22 protein-coding genes and 1 pseudogene are annotated in these 26,930 nt (G+C 58.6%); 9 read left to right on the forward strand and 14 right to left on the reverse strand.

What is annotated here, in order from left to right; translation table 11 throughout:
* The first annotated feature begins 129 nt into the window (after nt 1-129).
* Together FEM41_RS05040 and FEM41_RS05045 are read left to right on the forward strand one after the other, a co-directional pair.
* Nucleotides 130-525: a (R)-mandelonitrile lyase gene (locus tag FEM41_RS05040; protein ID WP_138094953.1), complete on the forward strand. Its 396-nt coding sequence runs from the start codon at nt 130-132 to the stop codon at nt 523-525.
* 286 nt (nt 526-811) lie between these two features.
* Complete coding sequence (locus FEM41_RS05045) at nt 812-2,185, forward strand: purine-cytosine permease family protein (RefSeq protein WP_241666617.1); 1,374 nt, start codon at nt 812-814, stop codon at nt 2,183-2,185.
* Nucleotides 2,186-2,189: 4 nt separating this feature from the next.
* On the opposite strand, the gene hutG is transcribed toward FEM41_RS05045, so the two are convergent.
* Together hutG and hutI are read right to left on the reverse strand one after the other, a co-directional pair.
* A complete protein-coding gene (gene hutG, locus FEM41_RS05050; protein WP_138094955.1) occupies nt 2,190-2,984 on the reverse strand; it encodes an N-formylglutamate deformylase in 795 nt (264 codons plus the stop codon).
* Nucleotides 2,981-4,204: an imidazolonepropionase gene (gene hutI / locus FEM41_RS05055; RefSeq protein ID WP_138094956.1), complete on the reverse strand. Its 1,224-nt coding sequence runs from the start codon at nt 4,202-4,204 to the stop codon at nt 2,981-2,983. Before hutI ends, hutG begins: the two co-directional genes overlap by 4 nt.
* 75 nt (nt 4,205-4,279) lie before the next feature.
* Here hutI and FEM41_RS05060 point away from each other — a divergent pair, with 75 nt between their 5' ends.
* Entirely contained in the window at nt 4,280-5,632 is a 1,353-nt protein-coding gene (locus FEM41_RS05060) for a formimidoylglutamate deiminase (protein ID WP_138094957.1), read from the forward strand.
* A gap of 201 nt (nt 5,633-5,833) precedes the next feature.
* Here the strand turns inward: FEM41_RS05060 and FEM41_RS05065 are convergent.
* From FEM41_RS05065 to hutC, 6 genes and pseudogenes are all read right to left on the reverse strand, one after another.
* A pseudogene (locus FEM41_RS05065) lies at nt 5,834-6,097 on the reverse strand (TonB-dependent receptor plug domain-containing protein); the annotation flags it as partial.
* A gap of 24 nt (nt 6,098-6,121) precedes the next feature.
* Complete coding sequence (gene modD / locus FEM41_RS05070) at nt 6,122-6,979, reverse strand: ModD protein (RefSeq protein ID WP_138094958.1); 858 nt, start codon at nt 6,977-6,979, stop codon at nt 6,122-6,124.
* Nucleotides 6,976-7,791: a class I SAM-dependent methyltransferase gene (locus FEM41_RS05075; RefSeq protein ID WP_138094959.1), complete on the reverse strand. Its 816-nt coding sequence runs from the start codon at nt 7,789-7,791 to the stop codon at nt 6,976-6,978. The genes modD and FEM41_RS05075 overlap by 4 nt, the downstream gene beginning before the upstream one ends.
* 28 nt (nt 7,792-7,819) lie before the next feature.
* The gene (locus FEM41_RS05080; RefSeq protein WP_138094960.1) at nt 7,820-8,806 is read right to left on the reverse strand and encodes a FecCD family ABC transporter permease; all 987 of its coding nucleotides are present in this window, start codon (nt 8,804-8,806) and stop codon (nt 7,820-7,822) included.
* Nucleotides 8,803-9,828 carry an ABC transporter substrate-binding protein gene (locus tag FEM41_RS05085; protein ID WP_138094961.1) on the reverse strand — a complete coding sequence of 342 codons (1,026 nt, stop codon included), beginning with the start codon at nt 9,826-9,828 and terminating at the stop codon, nt 8,803-8,805. The genes FEM41_RS05080 and FEM41_RS05085 overlap by 4 nt, the downstream gene beginning before the upstream one ends.
* A gap of 244 nt (nt 9,829-10,072) precedes the next feature.
* Complete coding sequence (gene hutC, locus FEM41_RS05090; RefSeq protein WP_138094962.1) at nt 10,073-10,828, reverse strand: histidine utilization repressor; 756 nt, start codon at nt 10,826-10,828, stop codon at nt 10,073-10,075.
* Nucleotides 10,829-11,077: 249 nt separating this feature from the next.
* Here hutC and hutH point away from each other — a divergent pair, with 249 nt between their 5' ends.
* Together hutH and hutU are read left to right on the forward strand one after the other, a co-directional pair.
* Complete coding sequence (hutH, locus tag FEM41_RS05095; protein WP_196240477.1) at nt 11,078-12,619, forward strand: histidine ammonia-lyase; 1,542 nt, start codon at nt 11,078-11,080, stop codon at nt 12,617-12,619.
* Between the two features lie 4 nt (nt 12,620-12,623).
* Nucleotides 12,624-14,315: a urocanate hydratase gene (gene hutU / locus FEM41_RS05100; RefSeq protein WP_138094963.1), complete on the forward strand. Its 1,692-nt coding sequence runs from the start codon at nt 12,624-12,626 to the stop codon at nt 14,313-14,315.
* A 38-nt stretch (nt 14,316-14,353) separates the two neighbouring features.
* On the opposite strand, the gene FEM41_RS05105 is transcribed toward hutU, so the two are convergent.
* The 4 genes from FEM41_RS05105 to FEM41_RS05120 form a co-directional block, all read right to left on the reverse strand.
* The gene (locus tag FEM41_RS05105) at nt 14,354-15,256 is read right to left on the reverse strand and encodes an Rpn family recombination-promoting nuclease/putative transposase (protein WP_138094964.1); all 903 of its coding nucleotides are present in this window, start codon (nt 15,254-15,256) and stop codon (nt 14,354-14,356) included.
* Between the two features lie 276 nt (nt 15,257-15,532).
* Nucleotides 15,533-16,495: a sugar-binding transcriptional regulator gene (locus tag FEM41_RS05110; protein ID WP_138094965.1), complete on the reverse strand. Its 963-nt coding sequence runs from the start codon at nt 16,493-16,495 to the stop codon at nt 15,533-15,535.
* A 132-nt stretch (nt 16,496-16,627) separates the two neighbouring features.
* Nucleotides 16,628-17,401 carry a triose-phosphate isomerase family protein gene (locus FEM41_RS05115; protein WP_138094966.1) on the reverse strand — a complete coding sequence of 258 codons (774 nt, stop codon included), beginning with the start codon at nt 17,399-17,401 and terminating at the stop codon, nt 16,628-16,630.
* Nucleotides 17,392-19,143 carry a dihydroxyacetone kinase family protein gene (locus FEM41_RS05120; RefSeq protein ID WP_138094967.1) on the reverse strand — a complete coding sequence of 584 codons (1,752 nt, stop codon included), beginning with the start codon at nt 19,141-19,143 and terminating at the stop codon, nt 17,392-17,394. Before FEM41_RS05120 ends, FEM41_RS05115 begins: the two co-directional genes overlap by 10 nt.
* A gap of 402 nt (nt 19,144-19,545) precedes the next feature.
* Here FEM41_RS05120 and FEM41_RS05125 point away from each other — a divergent pair, with 402 nt between their 5' ends.
* Nucleotides 19,546-20,007, forward strand: coding sequence for an RpiB/LacA/LacB family sugar-phosphate isomerase (locus FEM41_RS05125; protein WP_138094968.1), 462 nt, complete (start codon nt 19,546-19,548; stop codon nt 20,005-20,007).
* 11 nt (nt 20,008-20,018) lie between these two features.
* On the forward strand, nt 20,019-20,867 hold the full coding sequence (locus FEM41_RS05130) for a sugar phosphate isomerase/epimerase family protein (protein WP_138094969.1): 849 nt from the start codon (nt 20,019-20,021) through the stop codon (nt 20,865-20,867).
* Between the two features lie 33 nt (nt 20,868-20,900).
* Here FEM41_RS05130 and FEM41_RS05135 read toward each other — a convergent pair whose 3' ends face one another.
* Complete coding sequence (locus FEM41_RS05135) at nt 20,901-21,800, reverse strand: sugar phosphate isomerase/epimerase family protein (protein WP_168198763.1); 900 nt, start codon at nt 21,798-21,800, stop codon at nt 20,901-20,903.
* Between the two features lie 663 nt (nt 21,801-22,463).
* Between FEM41_RS05135 and FEM41_RS05140 the strand changes: the two genes are divergently transcribed.
* Together FEM41_RS05140 and FEM41_RS05145 are read left to right on the forward strand one after the other, a co-directional pair.
* Nucleotides 22,464-23,789 carry an MFS transporter gene (locus tag FEM41_RS05140; protein WP_138094971.1) on the forward strand — a complete coding sequence of 442 codons (1,326 nt, stop codon included), beginning with the start codon at nt 22,464-22,466 and terminating at the stop codon, nt 23,787-23,789.
* Between the two features lie 36 nt (nt 23,790-23,825).
* Nucleotides 23,826-24,602, forward strand: a complete 777-nt coding sequence (locus FEM41_RS05145; protein WP_138094972.1) for a hydroxypyruvate isomerase family protein — start codon at nt 23,826-23,828, stop codon at nt 24,600-24,602.
* A 4-nt stretch (nt 24,603-24,606) separates the two neighbouring features.
* Here FEM41_RS05145 and FEM41_RS05150 read toward each other — a convergent pair whose 3' ends face one another.
* Nucleotides 24,607-26,886, reverse strand: coding sequence for an autotransporter domain-containing protein (locus FEM41_RS05150; protein ID WP_138094973.1), 2,280 nt, complete (start codon nt 26,884-26,886; stop codon nt 24,607-24,609).
* Between the last annotated feature and the right edge of the window lie 44 nt (nt 26,887-26,930).

Raw genomic sequence — 26,930 nt, forward strand, 5'->3', positions numbered from 1 at the left:
ATCTTATCCCCCAGTATATGCTCAGTTATGAGCTTAGCTCATGAGTCCATTCACATTTTGCCCGCTAATCAACCTGAGCCACTCCTGTTACGCTTATTCCATCAGCAATTCACCAATGGAGAACCTGCCATGAAAATTATCCGCAACGCCTCAACCCCCTCCGTTCAGGGACCGGAAAACTGCTTTACTGGCCGGGTGCGTATCGATTCCCCGTTCCAGGCCACAGAGCCCGCAAAAGTGGGCGGCGCAACCGTCACCTTTGAACCCGGCGCCCGTACCGCCTGGCACACCCACCCACTGGGCCAGACGTTGATTGTCACCCACGGCAAAGGGTGGATTCAGTGCGAAGGCGAAGCCATTGAAGAGATGAACCAGGGCGATATCGTCTGGATCCCTGAAAAGGTAAAACACTGGCACGGCGCCACGCCGGATAACGCCATGACCCATATCGCCATTGCCGAGTCGGTGGATGGTTCACCGGTGACCTGGCTTGAGCAGGTCACCGATCGGCAGTACCAGAAATAATCCCGCCGCCGGGCAGTACGCCCGGCGCGAGCCCTTTCCGTTACATTCCCCCACGTTATCCAATCCGCCCGTTAAATAAATTTTTAATATGACTCAGTGACTTGCCAATTCCCCCTGGCTGTGACAGTCTGTTTTTCGATCTTGTATATACAACCATAGTCATTCGCAGATTGCGACGTTCTGCCTGTCATCTTCCCGCCGCCACTGGCGCAACTCATCCTGGCAAGGAGAACCTATGTCTTCCCCATCGATCCATACTCAAACAACCAACGCGCCGGGGGTCTCGCTGAGGGAGTTCCGGTCTATCGACTACATTCCCCATACGGAGCGTCACGGCCACCCTTTCAGCCAGTTTACCCTGTGGTTTGGCGGCAATCTGCAAATCACGGCCATCGTCACCGGCGCGCTGACGGTAGTGCTGGGGGGCGATGTGGTCTGGTCGCTGGTGGGTCTGTTGACCGGCCAGATTCTGGGGGCCGCTGTGATGGCGCTGCACGCCATTCAGGGACCACGCTTCGGCATGCCGCAGATGATTATCAGCCGGGTGCAGTTTGGCGTTTATGGCGCGGTGATCCCGCTGGTGCTGGCCTGCCTGATGTACATCGGCTTTTCGGCGAGCGGCACGGTGCTGGCCGGACAGGCGATGGCGCAACTGCTGCACGTGGGCAACAGCACCGGCATGATGCTGTTCAGCGCCATCATCATCGTGGTGGCGATTCTGGGCTACCGGGTGATTCATAAGCTGGGCAAACTGGCGAGCGTTATGGGGATTCTGGCTTTCGCCTGGCTGTTTGTGACGCTGCTGCTGTCCAACGATGTCGCCACGCTGCTGCACAATCGCCACTTCACGCTGTCTTCCTTTTTGCTGGCGGTGTCGCTTTCCGCCTCCTGGCAGCTGGCCTTCTGCCCCTATGTTTCTGACTACTCCCGCTATCTGCCCCATACCGTTTCGGCTCGCTCCGTCTTTAGCGCCGCCTTTTGCGGCACGGTGCTCGGTACCCAGGCTTCCATGACGCTGGGAGTGTTCGCCGCCGCCATTGCCGGTAGCGCCTTTTCCGGCAATGAAGTCAGCTATATCGTTGGCCTGGGTAACAGCGGCGCCATGGCGATGGTCATCTATTTCGCCATCTGTTTCGGCAAGATAACCTTCACCACCATGAACGCCTATGGCAGCTTTATGTCGCTCACCACCATCGTCTGCGGCTTTCGCAAGACCACCGCCATCGGCCAGAGAACGCGCACGCTGTTTGTGGTGACGATGGTCGGCCTTTCCTGTGCTATTGCGCTGCTCAGCGAGCCTGACTTCCTGAAAAGCTTCACCCATTTTCTGCTGTTACTGCTGGCCTGTTTTATTCCCTGGAGCGCCATGAGCCTGACGGATTACTACCTGATTTCCAGAGGCAAGGTAGACATTCCGGCCCTGAGCGCCCCCCATGGCCGCTACGGACGCTGGAATGGTTATGGTATTGCGGTTTATCTGCTGGGACTGGCGATTCAGGTGCCGTTTGTCGCTAACGCGTTCTGGCAGGGAGGGCTGACCTGGCTGTTTGGCGGTAACGATATCTCGTGGATTATCGGCTGGTTCTTTACCGCCATTCTCTACTACAGCCTGCGACGTTTTGACCGGCGCCGGTTGCCGGAGCAAACCCGTCTCCCCTGAACGACTATGCCCCAAAATCCCCGCCGTTCGCCAGCCTTTCAAGAAAGGCGCGGAGCAATGGCTTCAGCGCCTTTGCCTTGTCATCGACCAGGTTGAAAGGATGGCTTTCGCGCATATAGTTGCACTGCGCCAGTTCGACCTGCACCGCATACTGACGTCGAGCCGGGGAGCCGTACTGGCGAGTGATATAGCCGCCCTTAAAGCGACCATTCAGGACATAGCGGTACTGCGGGTATGACTCGCACAATTCAACCATCGCCTGCGCCATGGCAGGCGGGCAGCTCCTGCCGTCGTTGGTGCCCAAATTAATATCGGGCAGCGCGCCGTCGAACAGGCGGGGGATCATCGAAGCAATAGAGTGGGCATCGTAAAGCACCACATAGCCGTGCTGCTGCCTGATGCGCGCCAGCTCTGCCTGGAGTTTCTGATGATAAGGCTGCCAGATCTCCGCCAGCCAGCGCTGGCGACAGGCATCATCCGGCTCCTTTCCTGCTTTCCAGGCGAGCGTGCCGTCGAACAGCGTCTGAGGGAACAGCCCGGTGGTGGCGCTGGCGTAGAGCGGTGTGTCGTCCGGCGCCCGGTTAAGATCGACCACAAAACGCGAATAGTGCCCGCGAATAATGCTGGCTCCCAGCCCGGCGGCAAAATCATAGAGTTCAGGGATATGCCAGTCGGTATCCGGCAGGGGCAGCGCTTCGGGGCTAAGCCCCTGCTCCGCTTCCGGCGTCAAACGGGTTCCGGCATGGGGAATGCTGACCAGCAGCGGTGCGCTGCCCTGGTGAAAATCATACGCCATCATCGCAGTTCTCCTCTGTAGACCACCTCGCACGGCAGGGTACCGCCGAGCCAGTACACCAGCCCGGCGGGCTCGGTAATGTTCCAGTGCACGAAGTCCGCCACTTTGCCCGGCTCCAGGCTGCCGTGGCTTGCCTGAAGACCGAGCGCCCGGGCGGCGTTGAGAGTCACCCCCGCCACAGCCTCTTCCGGCGTCAGCCCAAACAGGGTACAGCCCATATTGAGCATCAGCCGCAGCGACAGCGCCGGAGAGGTGCCAGGGTTAAGATCGCTTGCCAGCGCCATCGGCACCTTATGCTGCCGGAAACCGGCCACCGGAGGGTGCTGCGTTTCACGCATCAGATAGAAGGCGCCGGGCAGCAGTACCGCTACGGTGCCGTGCTCCGCCATCGCGCGAATATCTTCATCCGTGGCATATTCCAGGTGATCGGCAGACAGCGCCTGATAGCGTGCCGCAAGCTCCGCGCCGCCCAACGCCGAAAGCTGTTCGGCATGAAGCTTCACCGGTAGCTCCAGCTTGCGGGCCGCCTCAAACACCCGCGCCACCTGGGCGGGGGAAAAGGCCAGATGCTCGCAGAAGGCATCCACCGCATCGGCCAGACCGGCGGCGTGGGCTTCCGGCAACAGTTCGTCGCACACCACCTGAATCCAGTCATCAGGATGGTCACGATATTCCGGCGGCACCGCATGAGCCGCCAGGCAGGTGGTCACCACCTCCACCGGCATCTGCTCCCCCAGACAACGCGCGGCCCGCAGCATACGCAGTTCGGTCGGTTTATCCAGGCCGTATCCGGACTTGATCTCCACCGTAGTGACGCCGTCCGCCATCAATAGCGCCAGCCGCTCCCGGGCCAGTTCAACCAGGGTTTCCAGGCTGGCTTCGCGGGTGGCCCGCACTGTGGAAAGAATGCCGCCGCCCTGAGCCGCGATATCGGCATAGCTCACGCCGTTAAGCCGCTGTTCAAACTCGGCGCTGCGGTCGCCGCCAAACACCAGATGGGTATGGCAGTCGATAAACCCTGGCGTCACAATTCCCCCCGCAAAGCGGTGGCGATGGGTCGGATTGAAGCGGACCGCCTCCTGCGCCGGGCCGATCGCGACTATCCTTCCTGCCGTCACGGCGATAAAGCCATCGCGAATAATATTCCATGCGCCGTCGCGCATGGTGACCAGGTCCGCGCCGCTCCAGAGCGAGTCGCAATCATTACTGGATTGTTCAGCCATATCGCCTCTTCGATGATTTACAGTGCGTCATAGTGTATGTATATGTATATACAACTACGACAGCGAGGATCAACCATGACCCGATATTTTGTGGAGCGTGCCTTACTGGATGACCAGTTGGCCAGCGATGTAGCCATTGAGGTTAATCACGATGGCAATATCGAAACCCTGGCCCCCAATGCCAAACCGGAAGGCGCCCACCGGCTTGCGGGGATCATGATTCCCGGCCTCGCTAACCTGCATTCCCACGCCTTCCAGCGGGCGATGGCCGGGCTGACCGAAGTCGCCGCTGACGACAGCGACAGCTTCTGGACCTGGCGCGACCGGATGTATCAATTGCTCGGCGCCATGACGCCGGAACAGGTGGGCATCATCGCCCGCTATCTCTATATCGCGATGCTGAAAGGGGGCTATACCCAGGTCGCAGAGTTTCACTATCTGCACCACGCGCCGGACGGCACCCACTACGCCGGTGACGATATGCTGTGGCAGCTTATCCATGCGGCGCGGGAGAGCGGTATTGGTATGACGCTGCTGCCCGCGCTCTATAGCTGGTCCGGCTTTGACGAACGGTCGCCGGAAGCCGGTCAGCGCCGCTTTATTCACTCGACCGACGACTATCTTCAGCTTCAGACACGGCTTGCGGCGGCCATCCGCGACGAGCGGCTCATCAACCACGGTATCTGTTTTCATTCGCTGCGCGCCGTTAGCGAGCGGCAGATCGATGAGGTGCTGGGCAGCGCCGGGTCGCATCTCCCGGTGCATATTCATATCGCAGAGCAGGAAAAAGAGGTGCGGGACTGTCTGGCCTGGTCAGGTCAGACGCCGGTGGCCTGGCTGCTGGACCATGCGCCGGTGGATGAGCGCTGGTGCCTGGTGCATGCCACTCACCTAACCGGGCAGGAAACCGCAGCCCTGGCCCACAGCGGCGCGATTGCTGGCCTGTGTCCCACTACCGAAGCCAGCCTGGGAGACGGTCTGTTTCCCGCCACCAACTACCTGCGCCACGGCGGGCGTTGGGGCATTGGTTCGGACAGCCACGTCTCGCTGAGCGTGCTGGAAGAGCTGCGCTGGCTGGAATACGGGCAGCGCCTGCGCGACAGGCAACGCAACCGGCTGGCGACCCGGGCGCAGCCCATGGTCGGGAATCTGCTGCTGTCGCAGGCGGCAAGCGGCGGTGCTCAGGCCTGCGGCATTCGCGGCGGCCGTCTGGCTCCCGGCCTGCGCGCCGACTGGCTGCTACTGGACGACGACGCCTGGCTGGGCGCCTGCCCCGAAGCGCATATGATAAACCGCTGGCTGTTTGCAGGCGACAGCAGCACTATCCGCCACGTCTGGGTCGCAGGCAGGGCAGTGATTCAGGATAGAACGCATCCGCTGGAACAGCAGGCGGCCCGCGACTTTGCGCGGGTGATGAGGGAGTTATAAAAATAACTCAACTTATATCACTGCCGGACTATTCACCAGCAGGCAAAGAGAACTGTCCATCGGCGGGCTTATTTTTCTTCAGAACCAAGGCGAGTAAATCCCCGAACCACACATCCGTGGCAAGTTGCAAACCTACACCGTTACTGTAGTCAGAATAGTGGCTATAGCTACCAGACTTACGCTTCAGGTCAGCCAGCGAATTATCGGTACCTGACGACTATCAAAACCGCGCACCTTAACCTGTAATTCGTTACGATCACCGTTTTTCTGAAGGATCACACCGGGCACGACACTCAGCGCCTGTGCCACATTCTCTTTATCCAGCGCTATCAGGGTGTTCCTGTCCAGAATGGTGGAGGTCGCAGCAGCAGGGTTTGGCCAGACGGTCATCGTTTCTGTAGCGAGGCCATCAGACGCGCAAACGAGCGATAACGCCGAATAAAGACAGCTTCTTGAGAATTCCATTTTTCTGTTTCCATATTATAGGGATCATTGGGTAGAGTTTTCCGGAATCAATCTGACCCCAATATCCGCCGGTGTGGCGTAATAAGGTGCAGAGGTCACAAACAGCCTGATGCCGCAATCGAGATATTCCGGTAGCGAGGCAGACGTTATGCCGCCGGTCAGAGCCAGCGAACAATCGGGGGCAGTCATCGCGGCCTGTTTCGCTACCTGCAAGGCCTGGTCGGGGGTAAATTTATCGAGCTGGATAAGGTCGGGCGCCGCCGCCAGCGCAGCCATGGCTTCATCCGGAGTATCCGCCTCTACGACGATTTTTTTCTCCGGCGCCGCACGCCGCAGGCGATCGACGATATCCCGCCACGCCTGGTTATTCGCCAGAAAGCGCCGATGATTAGCGAACAGCAACACTGTTTCCGCGCAGCCGGCCCGGTGAATCAATCCACCGGCGGCGATAACAGCCTGAGTTGCCAACAATTTAGTACCGGGAATCGCCTTCCGGGTGCAGGCAATATGGCCGTCTGGGTGACGCTGACGCAGCACCGCGAGCATGTCAGACAGATAGCCGGAAACGCCGCAGCTCCACTCCAGCACGTTCTGCACCGCCTTCCAGCCCTGATGTAGCGCCGCGGCACAACCACTGGCTGTCAGCAGCGCCTGACCCGGAGCTACCCGCTCGCCGTCACAGGCAAGCGTCGTAACCGACAGCCCCAGGGCACATAGCATCTGCCTGCCCGCGACAATACCGCTGACACAGCCGCCTTTACGGTGGCAAAAGATTATCCGGCCGGGAATATCGCCAATACCCAGGGCCCGGGTAGTCACATCCCCACCGTAGATATCTTCCTGCAACCAGGCATCGGTAAGTGCCTGAGGGATGAAGATCATCTGAGCCTCTCCTCTGGTACGCTGTCCCAGTATATGAGCGCCCAGTCGCGGCGCGCAGGCGCCAGCGCGCTGGCGTCATATCGCTGGTACCAGCGATACAGACGCTGACGCTCATCATCGTCCAGCCCCCCCAGGTGCCAGCGCATATTCTCCTCAAACAGCTCAAAAGTGCTGGTATCCTGGCGGTATTCACACTGACCACGAATAAAATCGACCCGGGCCTGTATCCCCATCTGATAGAGCACGTTCAGGGCATAGATATAATCCGGGAGTTCTACAACCTCACGCCCCAGCGCCCGTAGAATCGACGGTGGAACGAACGAGCTACTGGCCATATGGGTGGAGTACACTCTTAAGCGTGCCATGCGGTTAAGGCGAACCATGGCCTGCCGGATATCGGCGACCAGCGTCGAGCGGGAAGCCACCGCAATATCGCACTGTGGCAAATCATCCCAGGGGTCTTCCCAGGCCCGCTTTACCCAGTGAACGTTCTTAATCGCCCTCTCCTGCGCACGCCTGGCGGCGACCGCCAGCATCCCCGGACTGTAATCCACGCCATAAACTTCGCGCAGCTTGTCTGCCAGCTCAAGCGCCACCGTTCCCGGCCCACACCCCATATCAAATAGTGTCTGCGCGCCGTGCAGATCGATCTTCGCCAGCAGCTGTTGCAGATAGCTATTTTCCGGTGCATCACTCCGGGTCGCCATTTTCTCCGCCCGCAGATCCCAGTGCTCAGGTGTTTTTTCGGTACGCTGCGCCAGCCGCATCTGCTGGCGGTAAAGTTCTGCAAAATCAATATGATCAATAAGCATAAAACGATCTCCGTTACGCCAGGTATTTTTAGCGATGTACTCTGCGGGTCAGCAATAGAAGGAAAAAAGGCGCTCCTAAAAATGCCGTTACGATACCCAGAGGGATTTCCACATCGTTCAGGGTTCGGGCCAGAGTGTCAGTTAATAACAGCAAAATTGCCCCACATCCCATGGCGACCGGCAGCAGTCGCTGATAATTACCCCCCGTCATCAACCGGGCGATATGTGGCACAATCAGACCAATCCAGCCAATAACTCCCGCAACGGCCACCGCGCTGGCAGTGATCAGGGTGGCGCAAACAATCAACCCAAAACGCAGCCTGCTAACGTTTATCCCCAGGGATAGCGCCTCTTCATCAGACAGCGTCAGCAGGTTCATACGCCAGCGCAACAACAGTAAGGGCGCGGACCCCATCAGTATCACCGGTGCGCAAAATCCAAGATCGGTTAGCGTCATGCCCGACAGTCCTCCCATCAGCCAGAAGGTAATAGACGGCAATTGGGTATAGGGATCGGCAAGCGTCTTGATTAGCGAGATCCCGGCGGCACACAAAGTGCCCAATGCAATCCCGATCAGCACCAGGCTTAACACCGGATCGCGGCGCGTTATCAGGCGGGAAATCAGCCAGACGCCGAACACCACGATCAAGCCACCGCTAAACGCCAGCAGTTGAATAAATTCCATCGACAGGCCCGCACTTATGGCAATACAGGCGCCCAATCCCGCGCCAGCAGAAACGCCAAGAATATCCGGTGATACCAGCGGGTTACGAAAGATTCCCTGGTAGGTGGCACCTGCTCCTGCCAACCCAGCGCCAATCAGTAACGCCGAGGCAATGCGCGGCAGGCGTATATACCAGAACATAAAGCGCTCGCGGTCGGGAACCCCATCCTCATTGAGCAACACCGCAGCCAGCCGCCGGAAACTCAGAGGGTAAGCACCGGACATGGCCGCCAGCGCAACGCAACCCACAATCAATACGCCAATAAGAAACAGCTGCGTCGAGGGTTTCATCGGGGATCAACCAGATTGTGATACTGCGCCTTGCTGAGCCGGGTATGCCAGAACAGCGCCGCAAAGCGCATCATATCCTGTTCAAATCCCCGGCGGACGGATGCATCCAGCCAGCCATGCAACCGGCGTAGTCCCAGCAAGCGATTAATGCCTGGCGGCGCATCCAGCCAACCGAAAGGCAAACCACTCAGAAACAGAATGCGCTTTCTGGCCACCGCCTTCACGCCCTGCCAGACCAGATCGCGGGTCAGGCTGTGCAGGGTCGCTGCTTCCTGCACCAGAATGATATCGGGCTGCCATTCCAGAAGATTTTCCATCGATACCTGAGTCAAACCGCTACGTCCATTTACCCGGGCAACATTCTCCAGTCCAAGCAATTCGGCAGCTTCAGTATGCAGGGAACCCCGCAATCCCGTCTGAAGCCCACGGATACCGCGAGCGGCATAGAAGCGTACCCTGGCGCCGGAGGTACGGGAAAAGGCCAGCGCGTCCTGGATAAACTGGCGAGCCAGCGCCACTTGTGCCGTGGTACGAAATTCAGTGCCCAGTATCTGCCCTATTGCCTGTAACTGCTCCGGGGTCCGGCGGAGTTCACCATTAATCAACAGCCATGGAATATGCGTCTGACTGCCAATACGCCTGGCCTGTGAACGCCAGGTCTCATCGGCGTTACCGCAGTCAACAATCAGATCCGGACTCAGCGACAGCAGTTTTTCCAGCGGAAGCGTGCTGGCCTGTCCGGCGAGCCGTCCATATTTCGGCAGCCGTGCGATCCTCTGCGGCAGGAGTCCATCCTGATTCAGGCTGAAATCAAAGGAAGAGAAACCGATCAGCTTCTCTGGCGCTGCGGCCAACAACAGCATATCCGCAGGCCCGCCAGCCCCCATAACCCGACGAATTTCGTGAGGAGCGGGTATTCCACCAACGGAAAAAGTAGCAGGCTCTGCGGCAAAAGCAGGCATGCCGCGCATCAACGCAGTCGCAGCCACTCCCTGAATCAATCTCCGTCGCGTAACCGGCATCGTTGCTCTTCGTCCTGAAAAATGATCGATATATAAAAAAATATATAACGAAAAAAATGAAAAAAAGTGGCTCAAAATCACAGCAATGACATTCAGCTCATCTCTATCTGAAGGTTGTACTTACACGCCATCGTTTTTTCTTTCAGAGTTGGCCGCAGCAATATCCAGCGCAACACTGAAATATCGCTCAAGAAAGCGGGAAGAATGAATAGATTAAATCCATCATAACGGCATACGCTAAAAATCAGTTATGACCGCGAAACTTGCCTAACAGCTTATAGCGGGTGCCGGGATAGAGCAGACGGGCGCCGGTCACCGCATGGTTGCCGCTCCATGTCTGGCGGCGCACCAGCAGGCAGGGCTCCCGGGCATCAATCATCAGCGTCTTCTGCTGGAAGGCATCGGGCATCACCGCTTCCACCACATGTTCCCCGGCGGAAAGCGGCGCCACCTGCATCAGGTAGGTATAGGGCGTGATGACCTGATAATCCTGCTTCAGGTAATCGGGCGCCATAATGGGATTCACCAGCCGGTCTTCCAACTGAACCGGAATACCGTCTTCGTAATGCACAATCTGCGAATGAAACAGGGGCTGACCTTGCGCGACGCCCGGCATGGTCAGCCGCTCGCCGTCTGCCTGTATTTCTTCCAGCGTCAGCAACCGACTGGTGTGCTCATGGCCGCGCAGGGCGATCTCTTCAGCAATATTGTGCACTTCCAGCATCGCCGTATAGCCTTTGCTTTCCGCCACAAAGGTACCCACGCCCTGCATGCGCACCAGATAACCTTCGCTGGTCAGTTCACGCAGGGCGCGATTAATGGTCATGCGACTGACCCCCAGCTCATTAACCAGTTCGCTTTCCGAAGGAATACGCTGATGCGGCTGCCAGTGGCCGGCGCGAATCTGGGTAATAATCGCCTGCTTCACCCGAAGATAGATGGGGGCGGGCTGCTGGCCCATAGCGCTGGCTAACTGAGAAACGGCGGACTGGCTGGTCATTGGCTTACCCTGATGCAGAATATAACGCTAGTGTACTGGCTACCCACCAGGATGTATAGACATCTGACACCGCGACAGACTCGTCTCTTCACGTCATTTACCCACTGATACCCGACTTTTCACGACAAAATTTGTCACTGTGATCCCGTTCCCGCCTGGTTGTATAGACAAGATAATACAAATATGCTTGACTCAAAAATAACCGCCCGCAGGAGGGGCAATACACCTTGTCTCAACACAGGAGTGATTATGTCATCTGTCGAATGCCGCCTGACGCCCGGAGAAGTCAGTCTGGCAACCCTGAAAGCGATCTACCACGGTAACGTCACGCTGACGCTTGCCGACAGCGCCTGGAGCGCCGTCAATGCCGCCCGACGCACGGTCGACGAGATTGTCGATGCCGGGCGGGTGGTTTACGGCATCAATACCGGCTTCGGCAAACTGGCCCAGACCACCATCCCCCACGAACGACTGGCCGAGCTACAGCGCAATCTGATTCTGTCGCACAGCGTCGGACTGGGGGCACTACTGCCGGATAACGTCACGCGGCTGGTGATGGCCACCAAAATTATCAGTCTGGCCCGGGGCCATTCCGGCGTACGGCCTGCATTGATTGAAGCCCTGATCGCCCTGTATAACGCGGGAATCATGCCCTGCATCCCGGAAAAAGGCTCCGTGGGCGCCTCCGGCGATCTGGCGCCGCTGGCCCATCTGTCGCTGATGCTACTGGGAGTCGGTGATGTGCGGGATAACGGGCGAATTGTTCCCGCCCGGGAAGCGCTGGCCAGAGTCGGTCTGAACCCGCTGGAACCCGGTCCGAAAGAGGGGCTGGCGCTGCTGAACGGCACTCAGGTTTCAACAGCGCTGGCCCTGCGCGGGCTGTTCGAAGCTGAAAACCTGTTTGCCGCCGCGCTGGTTTCCGGCGCGCTGTCGCTGGAGGCAATCAAAGGTTCGATACGCCCGTTCGATGTCCGCATTCACCAGGCCCGCGGCCAGCGCGGCCAGATTGCGGTGGCGCAGGTCGTCTCTTCGCTGCTGACCGGCAGCGAAATCCTCACGTCCCACGCCAACTGCGGTCGGGTGCAGGACCCCTACTCCATTCGCTGTATCCCTCAGGTGATGGGCGCCTGCCTGGATAACCTGCGCCACGCCGCCGGAGTCCTGCAAACCGAAGCCAATGCGGCGTCAGACAATCCGCTGGTATTCAGCGACGATGATGATGTTATCTCCGGTGGTAACTTCCACGCCGAGCCTGTCGCCTTTGCCGCGGACATTATCGCCCTGGCGGTGGCGGAAGTCGGCGCTATCTCCGAACGGCGGCTGGCGCTGCTGCTGGACAGCGCGCTTTCCGGGCTGCCGCCGTTTCTGGTTAACGACGGCGGCGTCAATTCCGGCTTTATGATTGCCCAGGTCACCGCCGCCGCACTGGCATCAGAGAATAAATCTCTGGCTCATCCCGGCAGCGTGGACAGCCTGCCCACCTCCGCCAACCAGGAAGATCACGTCTCGATGGCAACCTGGGCCGCGCGCCGTCTGGGCGAGATGTGTTTTAACAGCGCGGCAGTGGTCGGTATTGAAGCCATGGCCGCCGCCCAGGGCATCGACTTCCACCGCCCGCTCCAGAGCTCGGCGCTACTGGAAACGGAGCTGGCCGCCATCCGCCATCAGGTGCCTTTCCTGGAACAGGATCGCCTGCTGGCGCCAGAGCTTGATGTGATGCGCCAGTGGGCCAGCCGCAGCGCCTGGCCTGACGTTATTACCGCCATTCTGCCCACCGTAACCGAAGGATAACCCCATGTCTGACTCCCGGAACGCGACGATGAATCGCGAAATCAGAGCGCCTCACGGCACTGAACTGCACTGTGAAAACTGGCTGATCGAGGCGGCATACCGCATGATTCAGAACAACCTGAATCCCGATGTGGCCGAATGCCCGGAGGATCTGGTGGTGTACGGCGGTATCGGCAAGGCGGCCCGGAACCCTGAGTGCTTTGAACAGATTCTGGCGACGCTAAAGCGTCTGAAAGCCGATGAAACGCTGCTGGTGCAGTCCGGCAAGCCGGTCGGGGTTTTCCGCACCCACGCCGATGCCCCCAGGGTGCTGATCGCCAACTCCAACCTGGTGCCCCACTGGGCCACCTGGGACCACTTCCACGAACTCGACAGGGCCGGGCTGATGATGTACGGCCAGATGACGGCGGGCTCCTGGATCTATATTGGCGCCCAGGGCATTGTGCAGGGCACCTTCGAAACCTTTGTCGAAGCCGGGCGTCAGCACTACGGCGGCGATTTAACCGGCCGCTGGATCCTGACCGCCGGTCTGGGCGGCATGGGCGGCGCCCAACCGCTGGCCGGCGTGCTGGCGGGGGCCTGCGTACTGGCTATCGAATGTCAGGAATCGCGCATCGATTTCCGGCTGCGTACCCGCTATCTCGACCATAAGGTCACCACTCTGGACGAAGCCCTGGCGCTTATCGACAAAGCCACCCGGGCCGGTGAGGCTATCTCGGTAGGGCTTCTGGGTAACGCCGCCGAAATTATGCCGCAGCTGGTGGAGCGCGCGAAACACGGTGGGCCGCGACCGGATATCGTGACCGACCAGACCTCGGCTCACGATCCGCTAAACGGCTATTTGCCATTGGGCTGGAGCGTGGCGCAATGGCATGAACGCCAGCGCACCGATCCCGCAGCGGTAGAGGCGGCAGCCCGGGCCTCTATGGCCGAACACGTTCGGGCAATGCTGGCATTCCACCATATGGGGGTCCCCACTATCGACTACGGCAACAACATCCGCCAGGTAGCGCTGGAAGAGGGGGTAAAAAACGCTTTTGACTTCCCCGGGTTCGTTCCCGCCTGCATCCGCCCGCTATTCTGTGAAGGCAAAGGTCCGTTTCGCTGGGTTGCGCTTTCCGGGGATCCCGAAGATATCTACAAAACCGATGCAAAGTTAAAAGAACTGTTCCCGGATAACCGCAATCTGCATCGCTGGCTGGACATGGCCAGGGAGCGCATCGCTTTCCAGGGGTTACCCGCGCGTATCTGCTGGCTGGGGCTGGGCGAGCGCCACCAGGCGGGGTTGGCCTTTAACGAGATGGTGCGCAACGGCGAACTGAAGGCGCCGGTAGTGATTGGCCGCGATCATCTCGACTGCGGCTCAGTGGCCTCGCCAAACCGGGAAACCGAAGCGATGAAAGACGGCTCCGACGCCGTTTCCGACTGGCCGCTGCTGAACGCACTGCTTAACACCGCAGGCGGCGCCACCTGGGTCAGCCTGCATCACGGCGGCGGCGTCGGGATGGGCTTCTCACAGCATGCCGGGGTGGTTATTGTTTGCGACGGCAGCGATGCCGCAGATGCCCGGCTGGGAAGGGTGCTGTGGAACGATCCGGCCACCGGGGTAATGCGCCACGCCGATGCGGGCTACGATATCGCCATCGACTGTGCCCGGCGTCATCATCTGGACTTGCCGATGGTGAATCGGGAATAGCGCCTGACGGAAGCAGACCCCAAAGGGGTCTGCAACTCTTACTGGCGAATCTGCCGCAACACCTGTTCCGACAGACCAGTAGCCTCGGCAATCACCTCCAGGGATAACCCCCTCCCTAACAGGCGACGGGCCACATCCTGCATCGCCTCCTGGCGGCCTTGCTCCAGGCCTTTCGCCAGACCTTGCTGCAACCCCCGCTCCAGACCTATTTGTTCCAGTGCCTGCGCTATCGTCATAAACTCCTCCCTGTGTTGTGGCATCCGGTGCGCCAGTTCCTTCACAAAGGCGACCGGTTCAACGGTATTCGCAGTATGCAGCATCCAGTTCATCAACGCCGTTAACCGCGCCTGCGTAGTGTATCCCTCCTCCAGCAGGCAGACCAACGGTTCGATCACAGCCATAAGATCACGGATATGGCTGTGCTTAAGCAGCAGTTCCAGCATCGCCATGCGTTTGTGCTTCATGATGTCGTCGTCGTCCAGCGCCCCCACGTCAACCAGAGGGAAGCTTGCGCTGTATAGCTGGCGCGCCACCTCCGGCTCGTTAAACAGCTCCAGCCAGTTCAACGTATAAGGCCAGGGCGTGGCGCGACCGTGGCAGAACAGTATCGGCACCACCAGCGGTAGCCGCTCATGACCGGCATCCAGATGGCGCTGCATGGCGGCAATGGCATACCTCAACAGCCGGAAGGCCATATGCCTGTCGGGCGTGCTCTGATGCTCGATCAGCGCATAGATATAGCCTTCACCGTTGGCGGTCTTCAGCGACCAGAGCACATCCGCAAAGTAAGGGTGCAGCCCTTCTTCAATAAAAGAGCCGGACTCCAGCTTCAGCGTATTCAGATCGCAGATTTTCAACAGCGCGGGCGGAAGATAGAGCGCCAGAAAATCCCGAGCAGTATCGGGGTGAGTCAAAAAGGTTTTATACACTTCATACTTCAAGCTGCCTCTTTGTTGGCTGCCTTCACTCACCACGGTCACATAGGACTACTATGCTCCCGGGGATTCGTTCAGTTGCCGCCGCGATGCAACTTGAATTATTTTGTGTATCAACAATCCATCGTGAGGCACCGGCGGGCGCTTTTTCTTCATCGTCCTGACTCCGAAAAAATTTTTCAGGCATTCTGCCACGTGGCATGAATGCCTGTATCCGCACATTACCGGTTTTGCGCGGCCGATTCAGAACAATAATCACCGCCTCTGAAACGGTACATATAACTACTGAGTCACACTCAAAATCGTCCTGATATTGCGGGCGCTGGTGGCGATAACGTCGATGGCGCCGGTACGCAGCGCGCCCATAATCGCCATCGCTTTGGTGCTTTCAGAAGCAATAGCAATAACACAGGGGATCTGGCGCAGCTCTTCCACGCTCAGACCAATAACCCGATCGTCCATCACCGTATGCACGTGCTGGCCCTGAGCGTTAAAGAAGTCATAGCCCGCGATATCGCCGATCACGCCCTGATTCAGGCTGGCGTCATTAATCTCCTGAGGCGTGAACCAGCCCAGCTTCACCATATAGCTGTCTTCATTCATATCGCCGATACCCACCAGCGCGATATCCGCCTTACGCGCCCGGTCCAGGGTCTCTTTAATGGTGCCGTTACGCAGCAACGCCGACTTTAGTTCGGTATTTTCCACATAGGCCGGCGCGTAGAGCGATTCACTGCTGCCGCCGAACTTTTTCGCCAGCAGGCGGCTGATATGGTCGGCGTTAATCACATCGCCGGGGCGGTGAGTGCCGCCGATGCCGCAGATAAAGCGGCAGTCTTTCGGCTGTACCGTGCTGGTGTACTCCGCCACCGCCGCCACGTTGCGCCCCTGGCCCACGGTGACCACCATATTGTCGCGCAGCGAGGCCGCCAGATAGCCGGAAACCAGCGCCGCCACCTGACGGCGCTGTTCATCTTCATCGTTATGATCCAGCGCAATTAGCGCACGTTTCACGGAGAAGCGCTCTTTTAGCTGCTTTTCAAGCTGGGTGCTGAACACCGGATGGTAGCGAACATTGATCTCGACAATGCCCTCTTCCTTCGCGCGTTTCAGCAGACGGCCCACCTTGATACGTGAAAAGCCGAAACGTTTGGCGATCTCCTCCTGGGTGACCTCATCGCAATAGTAGGCGATGGCGATCTCCGTCAGTAATTCGTAATCCTTTGAGTCGTTGGATCTATCCATACGGGCTGCGATCTCCACGTCGTGAAATTGTCAGGGTGATGAACATTTGCCAAAAACTATACCAGATAACGGATAGACAGAGGATGACTACACCGACAATCCCTGTACGGACAAACCCTTAGCCGCCAGCAGCTAAAGCGCGCCGGACAATGCAGCGGCCTCATCAAGAATGGCGCGGTAAGCTTCAGGCTGATGGGCGAAGCGCCCCAGGAACAGACCATCGACATCCGGCCACAGCTGGCTAAGCAACCCCGGCCCGGCACTGCCGCCATAAATCACCCGGTGTGGATCCGGCGTATTGTCCTGCAACCACGCCCGCAGGCCGGAACAGACCTCGCGAATATAATCATCGCCAGCAGGCTGAGGCGCGCCGATGGCCCACTGGGGCTCCCAGGCGAAAATCACCGCCCCCTGCGGCGTCGTTCCCGGCTCGCCCAGTACCTGGCGAGCCTGTTCAATAGCGACACGGGTCGCGTCGGCAGGGCTAAGCTGCTCCGGCTCGCCGATGCAGACCACCGGCGTCAGACCGTGCTGAAGCGCAATATTGACCTTACGCTGAATGAGCTCGTCGGTTTCAAAGAAGTGGCGACGCCGCTCGGCATGGCCGATTTCCACATAGCGACAGCCCATCTCCTGCAGCATGGCGGCGCTGACTTCGCCAGTCCAGGCGCCCGGCGGCTCCGATGAGACATTCTGGGCGCCGACCCCCATGGCAGTGCCCCGAAAAGCCTGTAGCGCCCCTTCAATGGCAGGCGCCGACGGGAAGGTAAACAGCGTGGCCTGCCCTTCCCGTTGAGTCAGCGGGTGGCTGGCGATGATGCCGGACACCGCCCGACACCACTCCAGGGTCTGCTGGTAGCCGAAGTACATCTTCATACTCGCGCCGATAACCGGTTTCAGTGACATGCCATTCCCCCTGTTTCGGATTCACGGTTCATGCAGCGACCAACGGCCCGAATAATCTGCGCCAGTGAGACGGCGCCCGCATCCGGCGTGCCTTTACTGCGCTCCGCCAGCGGTCGGGCTCGCCCGATTTTAGGTACCATATCCGCGGTCTCCCGGGCGCTGCGTTCCGCAACATCGGCAGCGTTCCACCAGGCTTCCGCCAGCGGCTGCCCCCGGGAAGCCTGTTGATTCAGCGCTTCGCTGAACGGCAGCAGCACGTCCACCAGCGTCTTATCGCCGGGCTTCGCCTTACCAAAGTGCATCACGCCGTCACAGGCCCGGGTTATGGCCTGCGCCACCACCAGAGTATCCGGCTGGCGCTCATTGCCCAGGGTAATACCGATGGTATTCAGAATCACGCCCCAGATGGCGCCAGAGGTTCCACCGGCCTTGTCGGCCCAGGCATCGGCGGCCTGTTGCAGCACGCTGCCCGCCCCGGCGCCGCGTTCCAGCGCCTGACGCGCCTGCTCACGGGCAGCCCGCACGCCGCGCTCCATACCAATGCCATGGTCACCATCGCCCGCCACGGCATCAATACGCCCCAGCTCTTCGGCATTTTCGATGACCGTTTCCGCCAGCGCATCCACCATTCCGGCAATCCGTACCGCGCACTGGCGGGATTCGGCACTGGCTTTCGGCAGCGGCGCTACCTGATTTTCACTCTCCTGCCCCGCAGGCAGCGGCTCTTCGTTAAAACGCGATCCTTTACGGAATGCCGAACTGTAGACAGGTGCCTGCCACAGCCCTTCCAGCTCGTCATTCAGCCAGAACAGCGTCAGGGAAAGTCCTGCCATATCAAAGCTGGTGACGAATTCCCCAACCTGGGGATCCACCACCTCAATGCCGCGCTGCGCCAGATCTTCCGCCACGCTGTGCCACAGCACAAACAGCTCTTCATACTTCACCGACCCCAGACCGTTCAGGATCGCACCGACCCTGGCCCCCTTAACCTGAGGCACCGAAGAGGGAACGTCGCGCAGCAGGTGTTCCACCAGGTGGTGAGACAGCTCGCTGGCGGTGCCTATCGGCATTTCACTGATGCCCGGCTCGCCGTGAATCCCCATGCCGAAAGCCATCTGCCCCTCGGGAATGGTAAACAGCGGCTGTCCGGCGCCGGGCAATTTACAGCCGGAAAATGCCACGCCGATAGTGCGGGTGCGCTGGTTAGCAAGCCGCGCCGCCGCCAGGACCTGTTCCAGGCTGTCGCCGCGCTCTGCGGCAGCGGCCGCCGCCTTGAACACTACCAGATCGCCCGCCACCCCGCGCCGCTTTTCCTCTTCGTCGGCCACAGCGCTGGAAATATCATCGGTAATGGCGATGACCTCACAGGGGATCCCTTCGGCAATCAGCCGCTCCCGGGCCAGACCAAAGTGCAGAACATCCCCGGCATAGTTACCGAAGGCCAGCAACACGCCGCCGCCGTTGTTGGCTGCCCGGGCCACCGAGCAGATCTGCTGGGCCGACGGCGAAGCAAACAGATTGCCCATAGCCGCACCGTGGGCCAGCCCCTGACCAACCAGACCGGCGAACGCCGGATAATGGCCGGAGCCGCCGCCGACCACCACGGCCACGGTACCCGGTTTACTGCAGGTACTGCGTACCACGCCGCCGGGAACCTGACGAACAATGGCGGCATTGGCACTGACGAAGCCTGAAACCATCTCTTTGGCGAAATCGGACGGGTGATTAAAAAGCCATGTCATAACGCTGCTCTCCTGCCTGTCTATTCTGTCTGTATCGCGGCGCCGCACGGTTGTGTCGGCATCGCCTTGTGGGGTTCACCCTGACTCAGCATCGGGTTTGTTATCGGATTGTTATCTGATAATGAACATAACAGTTGACCCAAAATGAGCATATGAACATCAATTGAAACTGTGAGCGATTTCAAAAATGGCGAAAAAAACCCTTATTCGCCATATAAAGGCGAAATAAGGCGGTACAAAGGGAAAATCAGTTGCCGCGCCGCCTGTTCAAATGAAATGCTATTGAACTTATGAATATTTAAAGCTACTTTTTTAACCGGACCTGAATGTTCATGTGTTTCGATGAAAAGCATCTGAACGAACCACGGAAGGGCGACACGACAACCACCGGAGGTAAACACTATGGCGACTATCGCAATCGGCGCCGACGACGCGGCAACCGAGATGAAAAACATCGTAAAGTCACACCTGCAGGCAAAGGGGATCGACGTAAAAGACTTCAGCCACGACGTGGTCGATAACGATCAAATCTATCCGGATATCGCCTTCCATCTGGCAACGGCCATTAGCGAAGGCAAGTTTGAGCGCGGTATTCTGTTGTGCGGAACCGGTATCGGCATGGCGATCGTCGCCAATAAGGTCCCCGGCGTTCGGGCGGCCCAGTGCCACGATGTCTACTCTGCCGAACGGGCCCGCAAGAGCAATAATGCCCAAATCATGACCATGGGCGCCCGGGTCATCGGCCCCGAACTGGCGAAATCTCTGGTGGATGCCTGGCTGGAAAGCGAATTCGAATCCGGCCGCTCCGGCCCGAAAGTGGAGCGCATCAGCTACTACGAGCATCAGGCACATCAGGGCAGCTAAGGAGCGCAAAGATGCAACAAAAACTGGAGCCAGGCGTTAATACCGCCATGTTCGACGGCGTGGAACCGGAAGTGGCTTTCAGTACCATCCGGGAAGCCGGTTTTCGCTATATCGAACTGGCGTACAATCAGGGCTACGTGGGGAATCTGGACCCATCGCTGTTCGGCCCGGAAAACGCCGCACGGATTTTGGATCTACTGGAAAAGTACCAGTTACAGACCCGGGCGCTGGGCTGCACCATGAACCTGGCGGCGCCAGACGCCGTGGCGCAGTTTACAACGCGGATTCAGTTTGCCACCCGCATCGGCGCCACCTTCCTTAACGCCTGTATCGGCAAACGCGAAGACCGGCAGACCATTATCGCCAACCTGCAGGAACTGGCGCCGCTGGCCGCCGACAGCGGCTGCGTTATCTGCATCGAAAACGGCGGCGATCCCAATTACGATGTCTTTGCCGTCGCCGAAGAGGGTATGGCGCTGCTGGAGGCTATCAATAGCCCGGCGGTCGCTTTTAATATCGATCCGGGCAACACCGTTTCGCTGCGCCCGGAGCGCGATGCCATTAACGAATGCATTCATATGCTACCCGGCGCGCGTCACGCCCATATTAAAGATGTGCTGTGCAAAGAGGGCGAGTTCTTCTTCCCGGCTATTGGCGAAGGCGTGCTGGACTACCAGCCGCTGCTGCGCGAACTTGAGCAACGCGCCATTCCCTGTAGCCTGGAGATTCCACTGCGGATGCATCGCAGCAGCGATACTCTGCCCCATCGGGCATCACAACCGGTGGATCCCGCCATTAGCCTTGAGGTGCTGAAACGCTCACGTCAGCAGCTAGAAGCCCTGCTCGGTTATCCGCTGTAATCTCTGTGCGGGCCGCAGCGTGCGGCCCGCACTTTACGCCATAGCCGCCTGTAAAAACTCCCGGCATTCGCGCTCATTTGCCCACAAATCGTCCTGTTCTGTGGTGCGCATTTCAATGGCGATGGTAATTTCATCCAGCTCCGGTGGCGGTTCCAGGCTACGGGCTACCGTAATGATCTCCCGGGCCACCTCAGCCGTCAGAAAACCCGGTGCGCCGAACTTCATGTGGTAGTCGCCATAGCCGGGCTGCGCCGGGTCGAGAATCGCATTAGAGAGATGCAGCTGCGACATCAGCGGCGCGCACTGGCGCAGCGAGGTGGCCAGCGCTTCCTGATTAAGCGCCACGTGAGCGCTATCCCAGGCGATATAAAGCTTCGGGCAGTCGGGGCGCAGCGCCTGCATCCACCTCGCCGTCTCGTCGCTAAATCCGATGAGCTGGCGCTTATGGGCAAAGCGGTCCAGCGGCTCCAGTTGCAGAATCATATCCGGGTACTGACTGACCGTTTCCCCCAGCGCCACCAGCGAATCGCCAAAGGCGGCCAGCGCTTCATCACGGCGAGCCTCGCCGGGGTCGGCACCGCTCACCAGCGAAAGCTTACGGGTGCCGCACTCCGCAGCCAGATGCGCCAGTTCCCGGGCTCTGGCTACCGACTTGCGGCGTAGCGCCGGATCAAGACTACTCAGGTTAAGCTGCTCGTTAAGTAGCGCAAAGGTCAGCCATTGGGTCAGTATCAGCGGCGTGGAGGCGACCCGTTCGCGCAACGCCTCTCTTTCCCGGGAGCCGGTGATAATGCCGGTCTCAACGGCCCGGTAGTACCCGAACCCGGCAATGCGCCGGACCGTCTCGACGACCTGGGGTTCCGAGGCCATCAGGGGAAAAAAGAGTTCAGCGATATGGGCAGAGGGAACCAGCCGCGCGGAGGATCCAGACATTATTATGCTCCTTATCCAAACGCGGCCAGGCTCGGTTTCCTGAACGGCGTTCATTCGTTTTAACCAAATACTTATGTTCAATCTTATCAAAGCAGAAATGGCAAATAACTGAGGGTGATACAAATCACATAATTTAGTGAAATATAAAACAAGATATTTCTAAAACCCTATTAAGCCACACCAATGATACGGTTATAAAATGAAATAACCATCGTTTCAATAACATCATAACGAATTATTGTCCATAGCATTTACGCGTTAATATCAGAATAAAACAATTAAAATAAAATCATTATAAAACAATTAAATGAAAACAAAAATCCGTTGCAAGAAATGATGATAACGGTAATTAACAAACCCGAATAATTACCTGGTAGAATTAAAAAGCCAAACAAATGATATATGTAAAATAAAAATACGAACAAATGTTCTCATTCATGAGAGGGAAATAAAAAAATCCTCTATTTTTATTCCATCGTTTTCGTTTTTTGTGATTCCTTTCATTTTTTCACATCAGAATTCCCTCTACTTTCTTAAACACAAGTTACTGTTATGAACATCTGAACAAACATCACACCGCTGGCCACCGCCGGAAATTCCGGACGTCTGCCTTAGCGCCTGGGGCGCGACAGGCGCCTGTGACGATAGCAACGGAGAACCGATATGCGCATTTCAACCCCCCCGCTGTCTGCCACACAGGAACAACCCACCCGAGTCCGCTGGCGGATTTTTGCGGTGCTCTTCTTCCTGCTGGCGGTCAATCTGATGGACCGCATCACTATCTCCATTGGCATCCCCTATATCAAAGAAGAGTTCCACCTGTCGCCGACCATGCAGGGGCTGATTCTCAGCAGCTTTTTCTGGTCATACGCGCTGTTGCAGATCCCCGGCGGCTGGGCGCTGGACCGCTTTGGTCCCCGTAAGGTGTTGACCACCTCTACGGTACTGTGGGGCGCCAGCCAGATTGGCCTGGCGCTGGCGACCGGCGGCCTGTCGCTTATCTTCGCCCGTATCGCGCTGGGAGTGGCGGAAACGCCGGTTTCCCCTTCCGGCGCCAAGATGAGCTCCACCTGGCTGGCCCGGGCCGAGCGTGGTCGCGGCGCTTCGATAATGGACTGCGGCAGCCCGCTGGGCGTGGCTGTAGGAGGCTTGATCATCGCGTATCTGATAGACCTGCTCGACTCCTGGCGTCTGGCCTTTGTGGTCGCCGGGGTGTTCAGCATGTCGCTGGCGCTGCTGGCCTGGTTCAAGCTGCGCGATAAACCCACCGAAGATAAGCGCGTGAATGCCGCCGAGCTGGCGCTGATTCAGGCCGATGATGAAGCCGCCCGTAACAACGAGGAAGAAGCGCCCTGTAAAGGTATGGGCATCGATACCCGTTCGCTGGTGGGCATTATGTTCGGCCGCGCCACCTGGGCGATGATTTACTTCGGCCTGCTGACCTGGGGGCCCAGCTACCTGGCCCAGGCGCGCGGCTTCGACCTTAAGGCCATCGGTAACGCCACCTTTATCATCTTTATGATGGGGGCTCTGGGCTCGCTGAGCGCCGGGTTCCTGGTCGATTTTCTGGTAAAACGCGGCATGCGCCACGGCCTTGCCGTGAAAAGCCTGATCGCCATTTCCGGACTGGTGACTCTGACTATCTTCCTGCTGCTGCCTGGCATCAGCGATCCGATAAGCGCCGTGATGATGCTTTCTGTCGCCTCGTTCTTCCTGACCGGCGGCGGCGGTATCTACTGGAGTCTGCCTGCGCTACTGGCCCATAAATCCCGGGTAGGCCTGGTGGGCGGCACCATGAATATGGCAGGCAGCGTCGGCGGTATTCTGGTTCCCATCGTGGTGGGGCTGATTTTGCAGGCCACCAATAGCTTCACCGGCGTGCTCACCTTCTTCACTGTCTGTTCTGGCCTTTATGTGCTCGGCACTCTGGTGATTCGCTTTCACAAGCCCGGCGTACCAGACGCGCTGGACCAGGCCCCGGCCCGTTAACAGCCGATATCCGTTATGACGATGTAAGGAGTTTTTATGCTGCGTTTTGCCGCTAACCTGACCATGCTGTACCCCGAATATCCGTTCCTGGAGCGCTTCGACAGGGCCGCCGCCGATGGCTTTCAGGCCGTGGAGTTTTTCTTCCCCTACGGCACACCGGCAGAAACTTTTAGCCAGGCGCTGGAACGTAATCAGCAGGAGCTGGTGCTGTTTAATATGCCGCTGGGCGACTGGGACGCAGGCGAACGCGGCTTTGCCTCGCAGCCATCGCGGTGCGACGATTTCCGGGCAGGGCTGGATCAGGCCGTCGCCTACGGTAAGGCCCTGCGGCCGCCGCGCATTAACTGCCCTTCCGGCCCCGAAGGCAACGATGCGCAGCCCTGGCCAACGCTTGTGGAAAACATGACCATGGCGGCCCGGGCGCTGGCGGATATCGACGTTCAGTTAGTGGTGGAGCCCATTAACCGCAACGACGTGCCCGGCGCCGTGATCTCTAACGTCGAACAGGCGCTGGCCCTGTTTGAAAAAGTGGATAGCGACAATATCGCCATTCAGTTCGATCTCTGGCACTCGCTGCGCGCCGGTGAAGATCCGTTCTCGGTGCTGAAGAGCCATATGGACAGGATTGCCCATATTCAGATAGCCGACGTCCCCGGGCGCCACCAGCCCGGCACCGGCGAGGTGGATTTCGAGAAGCTGTTTACCCTGATCGATAATTCCGGCTATCAGGGCTGGGTAAGCCTGGAATATCACCCTCAGGGCGGGACTCAGGAAAGCTTTTCCACGCTGCGCCAGATGGGGATTCTGGGCTAAACGACTAGCGAAAATGGCCGCTAAAGCTGAGCGTGCCGCCCCAGACGGTATCGCTCAGCGCCGAACGCCCCACCGAGGGCATCAAGGCAATCTGCATATCCTGGTTCAGATTCCAGACCAGCCCGGAGCTTATCTCACCACGGGTATGGGAAATATCGGCATCTTTGCGGTACGAACCCATCCAGGGAATATCCGCCGACAGTGACGGCTCGTCTTTATCCAGATCCTGTTCCACTTCTGCACGACTGACCCACGCCACCTCTTCACTCAACGGGATACTGTAATGCCCCCCCAGGTAAGCAGAGGTGGTTCGATAATTCACCTCGTCATAATCCACAGGGAAGACCACCCCTTTTTCGGTATAACCGGTTTGCCGCAAGTCGCTGTAACGCAACCCGGCATACCATCCGGCCTGATGCTGATGCCATACCTGCAAATTTTGCCCGCCTTCCAGCGAAGCGCTCCAGCCCTTAATGTCACTGTCGCCTCTTCCCGATTCAGTGTGATCCCTGTACGGGCGGCGGATACTGACATCAAAACGATTTCCTGCCAGCGCGCCACGCAAATACCATTCCCCTTCGCCCCCGTTCAGGGGTGCATGCCATACGCCATAAAGCCCTAATCCGATGTTGTTGTTGTCTTTGCGATAGCTCTCTGGCAGAGAGCTATCGAGAGAATGTTCCAGACTGCCACCAATCGCAAAATTGTCAGTAACCCCGTATCCCATCCGGATACCCGCCGGTGCATCCCGGTTTCCCCCTTCGCCCATCATCCCGGCGTAAATGGAATAACAAAGATCCCCCTGTCCGCGCCACTGGCACCCTTCCTGTAACCTCCCCAGCCCCCAACGCTGCATCTCCATCACCGAAAAAGTGTCCCCGCCCAGTTGCGCGACGGTCTCAAGGGTGTTGGTCGCATCCACCATAATGACCTGAGGTATTGGTGTCGGCGACGGGGTTGGGGTCGGTGGTGAAGGATTCGGCGCGGGCGTGGGCGTCGGTGAAGGTTCGGGATCGGGTGAAGGCGTCGGCCGATCCGGGTCATCCGGCGGCGTGGGATTGTCCGGCGGTGGATTTGGATTATCCGGCTCACCGGGAGCGTCAGGCTCGTCCGGCGTGGGCACATCCGGTGTCGGCAGAGGAGCAGGTTGCGGGGCGGGATCATCCGTTGGAAGTCTGGAATCATCGACAATCTTCCAGACAACAGCGTGAGTATTACCGGTTTCAGTAACCGACTGTCCGGCAGCAACAGTTCCATCGGCAGAGACTGCATAGGCAACTGAGCTGCCCCAGTTGCCGCTGGTCAAAGTGCCAAGATCGACCTTTGTGGCATAGCCCTCCCCTGACCACCAAGTCGCGCGGGAAACGTTATCATCACTGTCCGCCTGACCGACAGCCACGCTACCGTCGTCAGATAGAGCATAAGCCACCGAATTTCCGCTGTTATCGGCCCGCAGCGTACCGAGATCGGTTTTGGTGCTCCAGTTAGTACCGGACCAGACCGCCGCGTGGAGCGTGTTGCTGGTATCCGTTTCGGCCTCACCGGCCGCCACGCTGCCATCACCAGACAACGCGCGCGCCATGGAATGCCCGCTATTGTCTGCTCGCAGCGTGCCCAGGTCGCCCTGCGTGGCCAGACCATCGCCGGACCATATCGCCGCCCGCTGTTCTGCGCTATCCGTTGCCGAGACCCCGGCAACTACACGCCCCTCGCCGGAAACGGCCATGGCCTGGGAAACACCGCCATTATCGCTACGCAGCGTTCCCAGATCCTGCTTTGCGCCATAATCCGCACCAGACCACACGGCCGCATGAGTGGGACCGGCATCACTGTCCCCGGCCCCGACGATCGTGGTGCCGTCCGCCGAGATAGCGTTAGCCACCGAGTTACCGTAAATATCCGATCGCAGGGAGCCCAAATCTATCTGCTCTTCTCCTTGCCAGACCATCGCCCGATTACCCAGCGTATCGATATTGGCGAAACCAACGATAGTGCTTTTATCATCAGAGATACCGAACGCACTGGAATAATCACTATTCATCAACTGTTCAGCGCCGTAATCATCTCCGGCCCAGTAAGCCGCCGACTCGCTGTTGTTATTTACACCGCCGATGTATCCCACCAGCACCGAGCCATCTGCCGAGATGCCATTCGCCTGAGTCCAGGCAGTATCATCGGGGGCGGGATCCATTTTACTCACGGCCACCGTGGCCGCCTGGCTGCCGGAAACCCCCAGAAAAACCGACAGGCAAATCAGACTTTTTTTCCTGGAAAGTTGAAACATGTCACCCCCGGGATAAAAAATGGCGTGTGAAAGTTCAGCGCATC

The sequence above is a fragment of the Jejubacter calystegiae genome (assembly GCF_005671395.1).
In the GTDB taxonomy this organism is placed as follows: Bacteria; Pseudomonadota; Gammaproteobacteria; order Enterobacterales; family Enterobacteriaceae; genus Jejubacter; species Jejubacter calystegiae.